14 protein-coding genes, 2 tRNA genes and 1 pseudogene are annotated in these 15,680 nt (G+C 49.5%); 10 read left to right on the top strand and 7 right to left on the bottom strand.

All coding sequences use genetic code 11. The annotated features are described in order from the left end of the window. Positions 1-80 precede the first annotated feature (80 nt). Genes T499_RS0113275 through T499_RS0113260 form a run of 4 tightly spaced genes read left to right on the top strand, consistent with a single transcriptional unit; the run spans position 81 to position 3,462 of the window. Positions 81-1,073 carry a Gfo/Idh/MocA family protein gene (locus T499_RS0113275; protein ID WP_013064251.1) on the top strand — a complete coding sequence of 331 codons (993 nt, stop codon included), beginning with the start codon at positions 81-83 and terminating at the stop codon, positions 1,071-1,073. A 14-nt stretch (positions 1,074-1,087) separates the two neighbouring features. Then, the gene (locus tag T499_RS0113270; protein WP_232221110.1) at positions 1,088-2,179 is read left to right on the top strand and encodes a DUF4421 domain-containing protein; all 1,092 of its coding nucleotides are present in this window, start codon (positions 1,088-1,090) and stop codon (positions 2,177-2,179) included. Beyond that, positions 2,176-3,039, top strand: coding sequence for an N-acetylmuramoyl-L-alanine amidase-like domain-containing protein (locus T499_RS0113265; protein ID WP_033151373.1), 864 nt, complete (start codon positions 2,176-2,178; stop codon positions 3,037-3,039). The genes T499_RS0113270 and T499_RS0113265 overlap by 4 nt, the downstream gene beginning before the upstream one ends. Positions 3,040-3,069: 30 nt before the next feature. After that, positions 3,070-3,462: a YkvA family protein gene (locus tag T499_RS0113260; protein WP_013064268.1), complete on the top strand. Its 393-nt coding sequence runs from the start codon at positions 3,070-3,072 to the stop codon at positions 3,460-3,462. Positions 3,463-3,509: 47 nt separating this feature from the next. Here T499_RS0113260 and T499_RS0113255 read toward each other — a convergent pair. The 3 genes from T499_RS0113255 to T499_RS0113245 form a co-directional block, all read right to left on the bottom strand. Continuing rightward, a tRNA-Cys gene (locus T499_RS0113255) sits at positions 3,510-3,581 on the bottom strand. A gap of 79 nt (positions 3,582-3,660) precedes the next feature. Beyond that, complete coding sequence (locus T499_RS0113250) at positions 3,661-3,849, bottom strand: FeoB-associated Cys-rich membrane protein (protein ID WP_157054622.1); 189 nt, start codon at positions 3,847-3,849, stop codon at positions 3,661-3,663. 12 nt (positions 3,850-3,861) lie between these two features. After that, positions 3,862-4,899, bottom strand: coding sequence for a diacylglycerol/lipid kinase family protein (locus T499_RS0113245; protein ID WP_033151372.1), 1,038 nt, complete (start codon positions 4,897-4,899; stop codon positions 3,862-3,864). Between the two features lie 163 nt (positions 4,900-5,062). Between T499_RS0113245 and T499_RS0113240 the strand changes: the two genes are divergently transcribed. From T499_RS0113240 to T499_RS0113215, 6 genes and pseudogenes are all read left to right on the top strand, one after another. After that, positions 5,063-6,250: a serine palmitoyltransferase gene (locus T499_RS0113240; RefSeq protein WP_033151371.1), complete on the top strand. Its 1,188-nt coding sequence runs from the start codon at positions 5,063-5,065 to the stop codon at positions 6,248-6,250. A 174-nt stretch (positions 6,251-6,424) separates the two neighbouring features. Next, a tRNA-Pro gene (locus tag T499_RS0113235) sits at positions 6,425-6,500 on the top strand. Between the two features lie 93 nt (positions 6,501-6,593). After that, positions 6,594-9,122: a 3-keto-alpha-glucoside-1,2-lyase-like domain-containing protein gene (locus tag T499_RS0113230; RefSeq protein WP_232221109.1), complete on the top strand. Its 2,529-nt coding sequence runs from the start codon at positions 6,594-6,596 to the stop codon at positions 9,120-9,122. Between the two features lie 76 nt (positions 9,123-9,198). After that, positions 9,199-9,717 (top strand): annotated as a pseudogene (gene msrA, locus T499_RS0113225) (peptide-methionine (S)-S-oxide reductase MsrA); the annotation flags it as partial. A gap of 45 nt (positions 9,718-9,762) precedes the next feature. Continuing rightward, positions 9,763-10,266, top strand: a complete 504-nt coding sequence (locus tag T499_RS14360) for a M48 family metallopeptidase (protein WP_052173759.1) — start codon at positions 9,763-9,765, stop codon at positions 10,264-10,266. Positions 10,267-10,462: 196 nt separating this feature from the next. Next, on the top strand, positions 10,463-11,938 hold the full coding sequence (locus T499_RS0113215; protein ID WP_084163194.1) for a M16 family metallopeptidase: 1,476 nt from the start codon (positions 10,463-10,465) through the stop codon (positions 11,936-11,938). A gap of 3 nt (positions 11,939-11,941) precedes the next feature. Here T499_RS0113215 and T499_RS14765 read toward each other — a convergent pair whose 3' ends face one another. The 4 genes from T499_RS14765 to T499_RS0113200 all read right to left on the bottom strand — a co-directional run bounded on the left by T499_RS14765 (position 11,942) and on the right by T499_RS0113200 (position 15,479). Next, positions 11,942-12,541: a hypothetical protein gene (locus T499_RS14765; protein ID WP_157054621.1), complete on the bottom strand. Its 600-nt coding sequence runs from the start codon at positions 12,539-12,541 to the stop codon at positions 11,942-11,944. A gap of 5 nt (positions 12,542-12,546) precedes the next feature. Further along, on the bottom strand, positions 12,547-14,154 hold the full coding sequence (locus T499_RS0113205; RefSeq protein ID WP_084163192.1) for an AAA family ATPase: 1,608 nt from the start codon (positions 14,152-14,154) through the stop codon (positions 12,547-12,549). A 498-nt stretch (positions 14,155-14,652) separates the two neighbouring features. After that, positions 14,653-14,754 carry a smalltalk protein gene (locus T499_RS14760; RefSeq protein ID WP_157054620.1) on the bottom strand — a complete coding sequence of 34 codons (102 nt, stop codon included), beginning with the start codon at positions 14,752-14,754 and terminating at the stop codon, positions 14,653-14,655. Positions 14,755-14,915: 161 nt separating this feature from the next. Next, on the bottom strand, positions 14,916-15,479 hold the full coding sequence (locus T499_RS0113200; RefSeq protein ID WP_033151366.1) for an HU family DNA-binding protein: 564 nt from the start codon (positions 15,477-15,479) through the stop codon (positions 14,916-14,918). Positions 15,480-15,680: the final 201 nt, after the last annotated feature.

The raw sequence follows: 15,680 nt of genomic DNA, 5'->3' as shown, positions 1-15,680 counted from the left end.
CACGAAAAAATAAATAAATTCGCGAAAATTCGTGTAATTCGTGCCTATTTTTTAGTATCTTTGCAGCAAATTTTTTAATAATGAAGTTATTAAGATGGGGTTTTATAGGCTGTGGTGAGGTGACCGAGAAGAAGAGCGGTCCCGCTTTCAGCGAGGTTGAAGGCTCGAGCGTGGTAGCTGTGATGAGTCGCACCGAGAAGCATGCGCGTACTTATGCCGTACAGCATGGTATTGCCAAATGGTACACCGATGCGCAGGAGATGATTGATGATCCTGATGTGAATGCCATTTATGTGGCCACACCGCCCTCCAGTCATGCCACTTATGCCATTATGGCCATGAAGGCCGGCAAGCCTGTTTATGTTGAGAAACCGCTGGCTGCCAGTTACGAGGATTGTGCCCGTATCAACCGCATTAGCGAGCAGACCGGCGTGCCCTGTTTTGTGGCTTATTATCGTCGCTATCTGCCTTATTTCCAGAAGGTAAAAGAGATTGTCGAAGGTGGAAGGATTGGTAAGATACTGAATGTGCAGATACGCTATACAGAACCCCCACGTCAGGCCGATTTGGAGGCGATTGCCAATCACGAGCCGTTGCCTTGGCGCTTGCAACCGGATATTGCAGGTGGTGGCTATTTTTACGATATGGCGCCCCATCAGCTTGATATCCTGCAGGATTTGTTTGGTGTGATTCTCGAGGCGCGAGGTATCTGTAGCAATCGTGGCGGACTGTACAAGGCCGAGGATTCGGTGAGTGCTTGTTTCCAGTTCGAGAATGGTTTGCCGGGTAGCGGTTCGTGGTGTTATGTGGCCCACGAGTCGGCTCGCGAGGATTGTATCGAGATTATCGGAACCGAGGGCCAGGTAAGCTTCTCGGTATTCGATTATACCCCCATCCGCTTGCAAACCAATCAGGGCGAAGAGCGCATCACGGTGCCCAATCCGCCTTACGTGCAATATCCGCTTATTAAGAATATGATTGAGCATTTGCAGGGCCTTGGCGTTTGCGAGTGTACCAGTGTGTCGGCCACGCCTGTTAACTGGGTGATGGACCGTATTCTGGGCAAATTCTGATTTTTTTTCTTGATATGAAGAAGGGACTGATGGTGTTGTTATGGATGATGGTGGGGCTGAGCGCTTTGGCTGCTGGGCCCGACACGCTGTCCGTTGATACCGTCGGCACCAAGGAAGAGTTGGGTCTGATTCGCCGAACCGTACGCGAATTCGACCGCCTGAACGATGAATATATCGAGCCCCAGCACTACGAGTTTACGGTGATGGGACAGATTACCCGCACTTACGAGAGCTTTATTTTGAGTAGCAACGGTCAGCAGATTAAGCTGTCGCCCGACGGACTTACCAAAATCGGTCCTTACTTTGGCTGGCGTTGGTTCTTCCTGGGCTACACGTTCGATATCAAGAATATCGGCTTTAGTCAGAGTGGCTTGCGTAAGGAGTTCGACCTGAGTATCTACTCGTCGCAGGTGGGTGTCGACATCTTCTATCGCCGTACGGGTAACGATTACAAAATACGCGATGTGCGTTTGGGCTACGGTATGAATGGCGACTTGTTCGAGGGTGTGCCTTTCGATGGCGTGAATGTGGGTATCACCGGTGCCAGTGCCTATTACATCTTTAATCACGGACGCTTCTCTTATCCGGCAGCCTTCAGTCAGAGTACCTGTCAGAAGATTAGCTGCGGTTCGTGGATGGCGGGTATCGGCTTTACCAGGAACACGCTCGATATGGACTACGATAAGCTGCAGACCACACTCAAGTCGCGCATGGATCGTAGTCAGGAACTGAAGCTGGACTCAGGCTTGATGTTCAAGGATATCAAGTACAGCGACTTCATGATATCGGGTGGCTACGCCTATAACTGGGTGTTTGCCAAAAACTGGTTGTTCTGTGCCAGCGCCCAGCTTGCCCTCTGCTATAAGTCGAGCTATGGTGAGATAGCCGACGAGAAGAAGGGCTTCAGCTTTGATAAGGTGAATATGGATGGTATCGGCCGATTTGGTATGGTTTACAATAATACCCGCTGGTATGCCGGTTGGAGTGCTATCCTGCGCACCAACAACTATCGCACCTCGCGATTCACAGCCAATAATATCTTTGGCTCGTTCAATGCCTATATAGGCTATAATTTTTTGTTGAAAAAGAAATATCGTAAAGCATGAAACGTATCATATATATCATCATAGGTATTACCGCCTGCCTCACATCTTATGCCGCAGGTTTTGGCAGCGTAAAGGCACTGCCTCAGGATAGCGCCACTATCTGCCGCTTGCTGGCCGAGGCCAAGAAGCAGCCCGCATCTACCTGTATGCCGCTGTTTTTTGCCCAGAAGTTTGTGGGCATTCCCTATGTGGCTCATACCCTCGAAGGCGATAAGCAGGAGCGCTTGGTGGTAAACACCCGTCAGCTGGATTGCACCACACTGGTAGAAACCGTTACAGCCCTTACCCTCTGTGCCCAGCGCAAGGATTACTCGTGGCTGGCCTATCAGCAGGCGTTGGTGGGTTTGCGCTATCGTGGTGGCGTGATTAATGGCTATCCCAGCAGGTTGCATTACTTTACCGAGTGGATTACCGATAATACCAAGGCGGGTGTGGTAAGCGAGGTTCAGACCCCCAATCCGCCCTTTACTGCTGTACAAACCGTCAAGGTTAACTATATGAGCACCCATCCCAAGAGCTATCAGGCCCTGAAGGAGCATCCTGAGTATGTAAGCGCTATCGCCAAGCAGGAGCGCCTGGTGTCGGGTGCCAAGTACCGCTATATCCCCAAAAAGCTGGTGGGGAAGAGTCAGATGCTGCGTAAGGCTATCAAGGATGGCGATATTATTGCTATCACCTGTAATAAGGCCGGACTTGATATCGCCCACTTGGGTTTTGCCGTATGGCGTGCCGACGGACTGCATCTGCTAAATGCCTCGCAGTTGCATCACAAGGTGGTGTTAGAGCCCATGACGCTCTATCAGTATCTTAAGAAACATTCCTCGCATACTGGAATCAGAATTATCAGAATAACAAAATAAAATAGTAACTTAACCAAAGGAGAGTAAAAGATGGAATTACCCGATTTTATGAGTTATGCGAACAAGTTTTCGCAGACAGAATTTGCCGAGAAGATTGCGCGTATTGCTAAGCGCGCTGGTGCCAAACTGGTTTATGCGGCACTGATACTTTATTACACCCTGCAGAGCGACAAGGTGAGCAAGGCCGACAAGGCTATCATCATTGGTGCTCTGGGTTACATGATCAGTCCGCTCGACGTGATTCCCGATGCCATCCCCATTGCCGGACTTACCGACGACTTGGCCGTGCTGCTGTACGTGCTGAAGAAGGTTTGGACAGGTATCGACCCCGAGATTGTTGAGCAGGCCAAGAGTAAGCTTAGTCGCTGGTTCGACGAGGAAGAAATCGAAGAGATTGGCGATATTCTCGCACCTGAAGATTAAGCATCAGGGCACAAAAAAATCCTCAGCGTTTGCTGAGGATTTTTCAGAGGTGCCTGGCGGATTCGAACCGCCGTAGACGGTTTTGCAGACCGTTGACTAAGCCACTCATCCAAGGCACCAGGTAAAAAGAATGACTGACATTTTCTCAAATGCGGGTGCAAAGGTACTGAGATTTTCTGAGACTACCAAATTTTTTAGCTACTTTTTCGTGCAGCAACTGCTTTTTTTCTGTTTCTTGCACTGTTTTGCGTGTTCTTTCAGCTCTTTTAGCTGGCATCCGTCGCAACCTTCGCACGGATCATTGGCTTTTTGCAGCCGCTGGTAAACCCACCACGCGGCATAGACAATCGCGCAAGCTAAGATGAAATAAACAACAATCTGCTGCATAATGTTCAATGATCAAAGTTTTGTAAGTTTACGTAGCAAAACTTTGTTGATTACCTGAATGCGGTGCCCTTGTCGCTCAATGTCCTCGCGTACATTATTTATATTATTAAAGAAGTCGCTAAAGGCATTCAGTACAGCATTAGGCTGTCCGGCATCCTCTTCAGCCTCAGGATTAATCAGTATCTTAATACCCTGTGGTTCAATGTGTACATCTATCTCGGCATCCGTCATAATCGGGTCGCCATCGTAGTGTATGGCACCTGGCTGCTTACGGGAGATATGCAGCGTTTTGGTGCGGAAAGTCTTAATCTTCGAGTTGTTATGCATGGTTTTCATAAACAGGTCGGCGGCAATCTGTGGTGCGTCGAGTGCTGTAAATGGCTCCATGATAATCACGTCCATCTCGCCATCCTTCATGGTGGCGCCTGGGGCAATGTAAGCATTATTACCATACTGCGAGGCGTTGGCGCAGGCAATCAGGAATGCCTTGTACTTCTTGGCGCCCGTATCGTCGCTCACCTCGTAGGTCTCGGGTTTGTATTTCAGTCCCTCTTTCAGCACGTTCTCTACGTAGGTGATGGGACCGCGCTTGCCTGCTTCGGCAAACTTCAGTGATATAAAGGCGTCGAAACCCATGCCGCAAGTGCAGAAGAAGGGCATGCCGTTAATTACACCATAATCAAACGAATCAATCTTACAACTGTTAATCATGCCGATGGCTTTCTTGATTTCCATGGGCACACATAGATGACGGGCCAGGCCGTTGCCGCTGCCGCAGGGCACAATGCCCAGTGCGGTATTGGTGTGTACCAGCGATCGTGCCACCTCATTTACGGTGCCGTCGCCACCCACAGCCACTACTATGTCAACGCCTTCTTCGGCCTTATGTTTTGCTATCTCAGCAGCGTGTCCTCGGTATTCAGTAAAGCATATTTCGGTGTCGAACAGATCCTTGTCGATAATCTGTCCTATCAAGGCAGGAACCTCGGCCTTCGAAGTGGTTCCCGATTTAGGGTTCAAAATAAATGTAATTTTTCTCTTTTTCGTCATAATTATGGTGCAAATTTACGAAATTTGGGCGAAAAAATACCCCTAAAGACAAGAAAAATAGCAAAAACTAACTATTTCTTAGTAAAAACTTGCACGTTTTACCGAAAAATGTGTATCTTTGCACCCTGAAATTTAGAAAATAATAGACTATACCTATATCGGAATGGGACAGTTACAAGAAAGATTCAAGCATTATCGTGAGCCACAGAAGTTTATGGAGGCTGACGTATATCCCTATTTCCGCGAGATTGAAGGAAAGCAGGGAACGGAAGTTGAGATGGGTGGCCACAAGGTGCTGATGTTCGGCTCTAATGCCTATACAGGCTTGACTGGCGACCAGCGTATTATTGATGCAGCTAAGGCAGCACTCGACAAGTATGGCTCTGGTTGTGCCGGAAGCCGATTCCTTAATGGTACACTCGATCTGCATGTTAAGCTCGAAAAGGAAATCTCAAAGTTTATTGGTAAGGACGATTGTCTGTGCCTGTCAACAGGTTTCTCAGTAAACCAGGGTGTTATCCCTGCTCTGCTGGGTAAGGACGATTACGTTATCTGCGATGATCGCGACCACGCATCTATCGTTGATGGACGTCGTTTGGCTTTCGCCCGCCAGTTGCACTACAAGCACAACGATATGGCCGACTTGGAGCGCGTGCTTCAGAAGCTGCCTCAGGAGGCTGTTAAGCTGATTGTGGTTGATGGCGTGTTCTCTATGGAGGGCGACCTGGCTAACCTGCCTGCTATCGTTGAGCTCAAGCACAAGTACAACTGCTCTATCATGGTTGATGAGGCTCATGGTATCGGCGTATTCGGTAAGCAGGGACGTGGTGTTTGCGACCACTTCGGACTTACTGACGAGGTTGACCTTATCATGGGTACATTCTCTAAGAGTTTGGCTTCTATCGGTGGTTTCATCGCTGCTGATTGGGATACCATCAACTATCTGCGTCACACTTGCCGCACTTATATCTTCTCGGCATCTAACACACCTGCTGCTACAGCTGCAGCTCTCGAGGCTCTGCACATCATCCAGCAGGAACCCGAGCGCATCCAGGCTCTGTGGGATGTTACAAACTATGCCCTGAAGCGTTTCCGCGAGGAAGGATTCGAGATTGGTGAGACCGAGAGTCCTATTATTCCTCTTTACGTGCGCGATGTTAATAAGACATTCCTGGTAACCGCTCTGGCTTTCAAGGCTGGTGTGTTTATCAACCCCGTAATTCCTCCTGCATGTGCACCTCAGGATACACTGGTGCGCTACGCTCTGATGGCAACTCACACTAAGGAACAGGTTGATCGTTCTGTAGTTGCTCTGAAGAAGATTTTCGTAGAGCAGGGGATTATCAAGTAATTGACAATTGATAATTTACAATTGATAATTAGCCTCCCAAATTGGGAGGCTTTTTTGTGTTTTGGGGGATGAAAATGGCTTATTTGTTAAAATACGTAAATAAATACCACTTTTTGGCTTTGATATTTTTGTATTCCAAATTTTCTTCGTACCTTTGCACCCGCAAAACAAAAACGAGGTGTAGCGCAGTTGGTAGCGTTCCTGGTTTGGGACCAGGCTGTCGCAGGTTCGAGTCCTGTCACCTCGACCAAAACAAAATGGTTTTAACCGCTAGCTATTTATAGTTGGCGGTTTTTTTTGTATTTACCGGCTAAATTTTGAATAACTATAAATAAAGAGTAAAATGAAGAAAACCCTATTGCTGGCATTCATGGCTGTTGGATTAACTGTCAGTGCCCAGAGTGAGTACCAGATTACCGTTCAGAGCAAAAAGCCGTCGGGCATCATCGATGAGATGCTTTACGGACAGCTTTTTGAGCACATCTACTTCAGTGCCAACAATGGCGTGTGGCAGGAGTTGATACAGGAGCGCTCGTTCGAACCCGAGCAGTATCCAGGCATCCATCCGCGCGATGGCTACTTTGATGGTTGGTTTATGGACGATCATCAGGTGCTGCACTCGCCAACCCGCTACGAGCAGCCGCTCAAGATCGACAGCATCGGCACCAGCGATTTTAATCTCACGATGGATGTAAATTGGCGCGCCTATAAGCTGGCCCGTCGCAGTTGGAGTGGCGGACTGATGGATATTCGCTTTGCCTTCCGCAACAAGGCCGATGGCACACCTTATTATCTACGCATACACGATCCTTATTACGAGAGCAGGATGTTCACTCCCGCCCAAACACAGGCTCAGATCCAGGCTGCCAAAGAGGCCGAAGCCCGTGCAGCCCTCCAGCAGCAGGCCGCTACAGCCGATTTCTCTATCTGCCGCATGGAAGAACGCGAGGTGCCAGGCTGGGGCGGTCGTACCCGTCGTATCAACACGCTCGTACCATTGGTGTCGGCCCCTGCCACCAAGGAGCAGGTTAACGAGAGTCAGCAGTGGCACAAGCTGCGTATCGAGAGTCGTGGCAGCCGTGTTACCGTGTTCTGGGACGATGTGCAGGTGCTCACCTACGATGGCTTAGAGGTAGCCGATCGTAATTTTATTACCTTCTGGGTAAACTATACCGAGGCCACCTATCGCAACATCCAGCTTACCGCTACCGATGGCAAGGTGCTGTTCCAAGGTACCCCTGGCGATGTGCAGATACCCGCCGTTGCCCAGCAGTGGACGGCCTTTGGCGATGGTGGACAGTACCGATTGGTGAAGGACGATGCCATCAACATGCGCTATTCGCAGCTGATTACTGCCACCAAAGGCCAGGCTGGCATCTTCCAAGGGCCTCAGAATATTGTTAAGGGCGAAAAGTATGTTGGCTCTATTTATGCTAAGGGTAAAGGCGAGCTGATTGTTGGTTTGCGTGATACCAATGGCAGGTTTGTGGCCCGCCAATCGCTGGGTAAGGTAGGTAAAAGCTGGCAGAAGTACGCCTTTACCTTAGAGCCCGAAACCAACTGCGACGGCGATTTCGCCATCGTGGTTAACAATGGTAGCGTACAGGTTGATATGGCCACCATGACCACCCAGAGTGGTATCAACCTGGGTGGATTCCGCCCCGATATCCTGCAGGCCGTTAAGGAGCTTCATCCCACCTGTCTGCGCTGGCCTGGTGGCGGTTATGTGGCCCAGTACGACTGGCAGTGGGGTATCGGTCCGCAGGAGAACCGTCAGCGTTGGGACCACTGGATGTGGATGGATTACGATCAGAACTGCTTTGGTACCGACGAGTTTATCCGTTTCTGTCGCGAGGTTAACTCCGAGCCTGTCATCGTGGTAAGCGTTAAGTTCGAGCGCCCTGCCAGCGAGTACAATCAGATACTGCAGGATGCCGTTAACTGGTTGCGTTACTGCAATGCCCCTGCTACTGATGAGTGGGGTGCCAAGCGTGCTGCCAACGGTCATCCCGAGCCTTACAACGTGAAGTACTGGGAGATTGATAATGAGATGTGGGAGATGGGTATCGAGCGCTACGAGCAGTGTGTACGCGATTTCAGCACCGCCATGCGTAAGGTCGATCCCAGCATCAAGATTATCGCCTGTGGTGGTTTCCGCGAGGACGAGCAGTTCATCCAGCGTAGTGGTCAGTATTTCGATTACCTCAGTCTGCATCATTACGAGCAGCAGGGCGGCTATGCCAGCGGTCCCGTTCGCCTCGGTCAGCAGTACGACAACTACGCCAAGATGATTGCCAACGGTCCTAACCCCAACATCAAACTCTTTATCTCCGAGTGGAACCTCAATAGTATCGACTGGCGTACAGGCCTCTTTGCAGGCGGTTTCCTCAATATGTGCGAGGCGCGCGATGTAGTGGCCATGGGTGCTGCAGCCCTGTTTATCCGCCGTACTGATGCCCCCGACTGGAACAATGCCTTTATCAATTTCGACTATAAGGACCTGTTCAAGGCCCCCAACTGTCAGGTTACCGAGCTTTGGTACAATCACTTCTCAAAGTACCGTCTGGCCTATAGCGGCGAAACGGGCGATGTAAGTGTAAGCACCACGCTCTCCGAGAATGGCGCCGATGTCATCGTCAAGGTGGTTAATCCTACCGATTCTGCCGCCACGCTGCGTATCAAGGGCGATTGGGCTGGGGTAGAGCGTGCATCGTTCGAGTATTATGCCCCCGGCTCGCTTACCATTGCCAACAGTATGGATAACAAGCACGCCGTAGCCCTCAAGCAGGCCCAGGCTCAGGTTGAAGGCACCGATGTAGTGCTGGCCGTACCCGCTTTGTCGGCTGGTGTGCTCGTCATCCACAAAAAATAAGTAGGTAACTTTCGCTGGTTTTTCAGAAATAAGTAGTATCTTTGCACCCGGATTTAACAAAAGCATAATAAAAATGGAAAAAGAGATTTACCTGGCTGGAGGTTGCTTCTGGGGTACAGAGCACTTCTTTAAGCAGATAGAAGGTGTGATCGAAACCGAAGTGGGCTTTGCCAACGGCCACACCGATAACCCAACCTATAAGGAGGTTTATACCGATACCACAGGCCACGCCGAAACCGTTCGTATCAAGTACAACGATGCGGTAGTTGGTCTCGAGTTCCTGTTGCAGATGTTCTTCAAGGCCATCGATCCTACCAGTCTGAATAAGCAGGGCCACGACGAGGGTACCCGCTATCGTACAGGCATCTACTATCAGGATGCCAATGATCTGCCTGTCATCGAGAAGGTTTTTGCCGAGCAGCAGGCCCAGTACGCTGAGCCATTGGCTGTAGAAAAACTGCCTTTGCAGAAGTTCTATTCGGCCGAGGAGTATCATCAGGACTACCTGGATAAGAATCCCGATGGCTACTGCCACCTGCCCCTCGAGCTCTTTAAGTTTGCCAAGCAGGCCAAGGATAAGAGCAAGCAGCAGTAATACATGCAAGTAAAGCTTACATATAGGTTTACAAGCCGATTATCCATGCGCATCGCCAAAAATGGCGATGTGCATGTTTCTGCACCTATCGGTCTGCCCAAGAAGACCGTCGAGAAGTTCATTGCCGAGCATCTCGACTGGATTGAGCAGGTCCGTAAGCGCACCCTCCAGCGCCAGCAGCAGCGCGCCGCCTTCTACGGTCAGCTGCCACTTAAAACCCGCAAGGAGCGTACCGAGGCCATTGCCCGCCTTAAAGCCATTGTCGAGCCTATGGTAGAACGCTATTCGCAGCAGATGGGTGTAACTCCATCCGCCATCACCTACAAGGCCATGATATCCCGTTGGGGCATGTGCAACATTAAAACCCATGCCATCTGTTTCTCTATCTACACCCTGTTGCTCCCCGAGTGGTGTATCGAGCATGTGGTGGTTCACGAGCTCTGCCATTTGTTAGAGCCCACCCACAACGCCCGTTTCCACGCCCTCATGGATCAGTATTTCCCCCGTTGGCGCGCCGCCCGCAAGGAAACCCGCCTTATACAATCATAATACATTTATAGGTACAGCAGCTGATAGCTGTATCCGTAAATGGCTGGTTATCATGTGTTTTTAGATTTTAAGCTGTTTTATCATGAGGGTTAATTCATGATACAACTGCTATATGCCTTGTGTTATTATCCCGATTGCTATACCTTTGCACCATCAAAAAACTTATAAAACTGAATATTATCTATAATAAGCAACAATGATGAAAACAAAAATTCTACTTTTTGCGATGGCCTGTGCGTTAACCGTTCAGGCATCGGCTCAGTCGGGAAGTGTTAAGTACAACGATTTCGTGGTTACCAACCCTTCAAACATCAAGCAGGGCGTTCTCGCCAATGGTTTCCGCTATTATTTATGCGACAACGGTGTTCCTGTTAACAAACTTGAAATGCGACTCATCCAGAAATCAGGTACCGACGACGAGGGTGATATCCCTGGCATCGCGCTTTTATTACGCCGGATGCTTTGCTCCGAGAACCTCACTGCCGGCACTGCCGGTGTGCTGAAGGATAAGCTCGACGAACTAAATCTGCAGTCACTCCCCGATTTCCGTGCCGTTAATGGCCTTGTGCCCAATGTGGCCGCCTACTGTTCCGAAATAGAGAACAGGTGCACAGAGTATAATCTGTTCCGTTTAAATAACGAGCGCACCTACGCGGCGTCGTGTATGGGATTGCTGGCCCAGATTGCAGGCAATGCCCGTTTCTCGACTGCCGAGTTGGAGCGCCAGAAGCAGTTGGCCATCAACGAAATCACCAACAGCCGTTACAATCTTGCCCTGTCCGAGGCCAACTACTTCAAGGCTGCCTTCGTAGATGGATGTACCCTCGATGAACTGATGAACAAACAAATCGCCAGCATCCGCAGTATTACCCTCCAGCAGCTTCAGTCGTACTACCAGCGCTGGTATGTGCCGCAGAATCAGTGTCTGTATGTGTTTGGCAAGGCGCCCGCCAATATTGTTGATATCATCAAGCAGCAGTTCGGCAGCCGCCCCAGTATGCCCGCTCCCGAATCAGCCCCTAACCAGCTGAGCAACCAGTTGGTGCTGATGATTCAGCAGGATGTGCCTGCATGTATTATTCAGTTCTGTTTCCTGAAGCCTCGTGTGGCGCCATCCGATACAAAGAATCTCGATGATCTTCGTAAGGCAGCGGCTTACAATCGTCTTGGCGAAGTGATTGGTACAGCTTTTAATGCACGTGTCGTGTCGGCGTTCGATGATAACCACAAGCTTTTCAACCGCCAAGTATTCACCTTGACTGTCGTAAAGGGCTTAGAGCCTAATGCCGACCAGCAGCAGTTTGGCGATTTTGCTGATGAGGTTATTCAAAATCTCAATGATGTCATGCGTAACGGCGTGCAGGCCCATATTACCCAGTTGCCCATCGAAAAGCGAAAGCAGCTTCAGCAGCAGGAGTTAGCCCGTGTTCGTAACTATACGGTGCTCGACACTCATACCTGTATTAAGAACAATTTCGTGTATGGCAAACCACTGCTCAAGGAGACTATGCCTTACCAGTATTTCAAGCACGAGGTGAGCGATCAGGATATCCGCAACTGCTGCCAGGAACTGTTCAGCAATGCCGATCTGCGCGTTGTGTGCGTCACTCCAAATGGCTATCCCGATGCCGACATCAAAGCCAAGCTCGAAGCTTTCTTGTCAGGAAAGTAAGCACTAAAGCGAGGTGAGGCGGTAATTATCCATGCGTGGAAAGTAATCGCCTTGCCCCTCGCTGAATATTCTTGCTGTTTCCTGTTCGGCTTGGTATTGCTCCAGCATATCCTCCCATGCGCCAATGGGGTCGTCGTAGTAGCCGTCGTACTTTTCGGCAAACAGGTAATAATAGCTGGTGCCAAAGTTGGTGCTGGTAAGCCGTTCGGTCCGCTCGTCCCACCAGGCATACTCCTTAAAACCTAACTTTCCCCAGAGGTCGGCACATCTGCGTTCAAGTAGCTCATACTCTGTTTCCGATACCACATCGCGAAGCTTCACCCGGTTGTTGTCGAACCATACATACCGCCAGTCGTCGTAGTCCTTGCTCTCTATCTGCATGGCGGTAAAGCGCCAAACCTTTCGCGCCCACCCAAAGTGCCCCGTTTCGGCACACAAATCACCTATCCGCATGCCACGTTTGTACTTCACCTTGCAACTCTCGGCACAGCGTATCGGGTGAATCTCCCTGTTTACAATCTCCCTCAACAGCCGTGCTTCAAGATGCGTCACAACACCATCGGGCATGCATCTGCACACCCGATAAGGAATCTTTCTTCTCATATCAACTAAAAACCGATTTTTGCTTTCTGACGTGGAACCTCGATGGGTACGACATCCTCTGGCATAATAAGGCGCCAGTTCTGCTTGCCCTCAGGCTGCTCTATCACGCATCGTGTGGCATGCTGTATGTAGATGCGCTCCAGCTGGTTGGCCACAAATCGCGCATTACCCCACGTTTGTGGATCACGGATCTGATACGCCTGCGCCATCATGTTGCGATACTTTTCCCAAGCCCCATCAGTAAACTGGTACTCGTAGTCCTTAATCCTGCTTTTGGTTATCTCCAGCAGTTCGTTCACGCTGAAGTCCTGAAACTCGAACTTGTTTGGGAATCGCGACTGCAGTCCTGGGTTCATGTCCAGCAGTTTCAGCATCTGGTCCTTGTAGCCGCATAGCACGATGGCGATATCACGCTGCGTTTCGTCGGCCAGGATGTTCATCAGCAGTTGTATCACCAGCTTGCCCGGGTCGTTCTCGTTCTTGCCGTTCAGCAGATAAGCCTCGTCAATCATCAGTACGCCACCCATCGCCTTTTCTATCACCTGTCGCAGCGATCGTTCCTCGTCGCCCCATAGCGTGCCGATAAAGGTGCCGCGATCGCACACCACTACATGTCCTTTCGATAAGGCACCCGTGTAATGTAGCAGCGAACCGAATATTTTGCAAACGGTGGTTTTACCTGTGCCCGGACGACCTAAGAAGATGCTGTGCAGCGATACCTCGTGCTGCTTGCTGTTGGGAAACATCTCCTGCATGGCCCTGTTGTAGCAGGTGAGTGCTACCAGCTCGTCCATGCGGTGCTTAATGTCGTCGCATCCCACCAGTTTGTCCAGTTCTTCGCGAGGGTTGTCAATCGGAGGCAGCACCTTTACATTCACGCTCAGTCCCAGGTTCTGGTCTATCGTTTCGCTCTGCTTCGGCGTTGCTTCAGGTTCCTCTTTCGCTGGCTCCTCCTCCTCTTCCTCGTCTACCTCGTCGTAGTCGTAAGTACCATTTATAAAGTCGCGTACGGCCTTTTCAAACTCCTCGTCATCCCCATATTCGCTCTTGATTTTCTTCGTCCGTTTCAAATCAAGTTTTTCGTCGGTCACAATGTCGAAGTACACCTTTCCTGCCAGGTCGTCATCGTCGTTTACATCAGCCTTGCGCAGGTTCAGATGACTGCAGTTGCTAATCACCTTGATGTGGTTCTTCTCCCAGTCATCCTCCAGTTCAAACGCATTGTTGATAGCATCCTCTGTTATCAGAATCCCGTACACATTCAGGCTGGCCAGTGCATTCTCCAGTCTGCCTTTCATGATTTCCATCGTTTCCTTCAGCTTCCAAACAGTACTTTCGCGCGGTTCGCAGCCAGGTTCGTAAATCATCATGTCAATGTTCTGCGTCTCGTCGTAACACTGCTTTTGGCGGTGCTTGTTGCTGTCCACGCATACCACCACCATGTTTATCGAGTCGGCATAAATATAAATATCGCAGTTGTATAAGTATGGGGCAAAGCCCTTAATCCTATTAGAGTAGACGGCATAGTTAACCGCCATAGCGTTCATGTGCTTCCAGATAGTAAGATAAGTCTGATTTCTAAAGTCGTTAATCAGTCTGTTCAAGTTTCTCATAAAAACATCTTCATTGCATCGTTCATATATATAATAGGTATACCCCGTGTGTGATGGGGCGCAAGAGTCATCGGGCCAGATGCTTTTACACACCTGCCCCTTAGTATTATAGAGGTTTCTTTTCAGATTTCTCTATCACATCGTTCAAACAATTGTAGCAAAATGTCAAAGAACGCATTTACTCCTCGAGGCGCAGCCTCAAAGATCGCAAGGCGACAACGCACAATCCACCTGTCGATTCTCAGATTCGGTTTTACCCTCGTCTTAGAACCGCTCGGCACATGATTGCATCGATTGTCATTCTGTTCATTTTGCTTTTAAAATTTTGTTTGTTTTGTGATAGAATTATGTTTATCGGCGGCAAATGTAGATAATTTCCCCGAAACTTCCAAATTTTTTCGCAAAAATCGGTCGAAAAAAGAGTTTTAATAGATGGTCAAGTACAACATAAACAAAATCGAGGGTGTGCCTGTTGTTTAGCACGCCCTCGATTCTTACTTACAAGCCCATGCAGCTCGTGGCGCCTAGGGCCGTTACAATCGCTGTGGCGATACTCGCTATCATCTGTACGATGAACTTTACTGTCTCTTTCTTACTCATAATCTTAATGTTTCATTGGTTAATAATTTGGCACGGATTACACGGCTCTCTTTTTTGAGAAACGCTGCTCTTTTTCATTGATAACAGCCGTGTCCTTTATTTAAAAGGCCGTGTTCGCTCGGCTTTGCCGCTTGGCTCGTCCAAGAATCCGTGCCTAAAACTTAATCGCCGATGGGTTCATTGTGCTCGCCACCGGTGTTACCACCCTGGTTTCCGCCACCATTGCTTGGCTGATTGCCACCCTGATTGGTGTTGCCACCATTCTCGTTCTCAGGATCCTCCACGTCGCCGCTGTCGCTACTGGTTACACGCTTCACCTCCTTGCCGTTGCGGTCGATACAGGTAATCTGGATAGCGGTGTTAGCCAACTCCTCCTTCAGCTTAACCGTTGGAGTAAAGATGATACGACGGGTGGTAATCAGTCCGGCCTTAACCTCGTTCACGTTCTCAACCGCCTTACCGCGCAGTCCGAAACGCATGGTACCCAGTCCGGGAATGGCAACCGAGTGTCCTTCGGTGGCCCAGGCCTTGATTACCTCGCCAGCAGCATTCCAGCAGGCCTGCATCACGCCTTCCATCACACCGCTGCGACTGGCAGCCTCCTTGATTACCTTGTCCTGATCCAGACTCGAGTACAGGTCGGGGCTCAGTACATAACGATACTTACCTTCTTTCTCTTTGTCAAACTTAAGCAGTCGCTCAACTGCCTTTACTTTAAGTGCCATAATTTTGTTTTAAATTAAAGGGTCTGTTATAATCTTTCCTTTTCCTTAAAACCTCTTCCTTAGTCGTGTTTGAGCGGGTGTAGCCATCTAAAATTTTCTGGTAGGCCTACTGAAAATTTTTCTATGGCTTAATCGCTCTTTTTGTTGCCTTTCAACAACATTGCAAAGGTACAAAAAATATTTGAATTGTGCAAATATTTT

This window comes from Prevotella sp. RM4 (assembly GCF_000701965.1).
GTDB classification, from domain to species: Bacteria; Bacteroidota; Bacteroidia; order Bacteroidales; family Bacteroidaceae; genus Prevotella; species Prevotella ruminicola.
Note: the sequence above shows the minus strand (reverse complement) of the source record. Positions and strands in the feature narration are given on the sequence as shown.

Coding starts and splice junctions, on each gene's coding strand:
- T499_RS14765 (WP_157054621.1), bottom strand. CDS start 12,541: ATGAGAAGAAAGATTCCTTATCGGGTGTGCAGATGCATGCCCGATGGT.
- T499_RS0113275 (WP_013064251.1), top strand. CDS start 81: ATGAAGTTATTAAGATGGGGTTTTATAGGCTGTGGTGAGGTGACCGAG.
- T499_RS0113230 (WP_232221109.1), top strand. CDS start 6,594: ATGAAGAAAACCCTATTGCTGGCATTCATGGCTGTTGGATTAACTGTC.
- T499_RS0113250 (WP_157054622.1), bottom strand. CDS start 3,849: ATGCAGCAGATTGTTGTTTATTTCATCTTAGCTTGCGCGATTGTCTAT.
- T499_RS0113245 (WP_033151372.1), bottom strand. CDS start 4,899: ATGACGAAAAAGAGAAAAATTACATTTATTTTGAACCCTAAATCGGGA.
- T499_RS14360 (WP_052173759.1), top strand. CDS start 9,763: ATGCGCATCGCCAAAAATGGCGATGTGCATGTTTCTGCACCTATCGGT.
- T499_RS0113265 (WP_033151373.1), top strand. CDS start 2,176: ATGAAACGTATCATATATATCATCATAGGTATTACCGCCTGCCTCACA.
- T499_RS14760 (WP_157054620.1), bottom strand. CDS start 14,754: ATGAGTAAGAAAGAGACAGTAAAGTTCATCGTACAGATGATAGCGAGT.
- T499_RS0113260 (WP_013064268.1), top strand. CDS start 3,070: ATGGAATTACCCGATTTTATGAGTTATGCGAACAAGTTTTCGCAGACA.
- T499_RS0113215 (WP_084163194.1), top strand. CDS start 10,463: ATGATGAAAACAAAAATTCTACTTTTTGCGATGGCCTGTGCGTTAACC.
- T499_RS0113200 (WP_033151366.1), bottom strand. CDS start 15,479: ATGGCACTTAAAGTAAAGGCAGTTGAGCGACTGCTTAAGTTTGACAAA.
- T499_RS0113205 (WP_084163192.1), bottom strand. CDS start 14,154: ATGAGAAACTTGAACAGACTGATTAACGACTTTAGAAATCAGACTTAT.
- T499_RS0113270 (WP_232221110.1), top strand. CDS start 1,088: ATGAAGAAGGGACTGATGGTGTTGTTATGGATGATGGTGGGGCTGAGC.
- T499_RS0113240 (WP_033151371.1), top strand. CDS start 5,063: ATGGGACAGTTACAAGAAAGATTCAAGCATTATCGTGAGCCACAGAAG.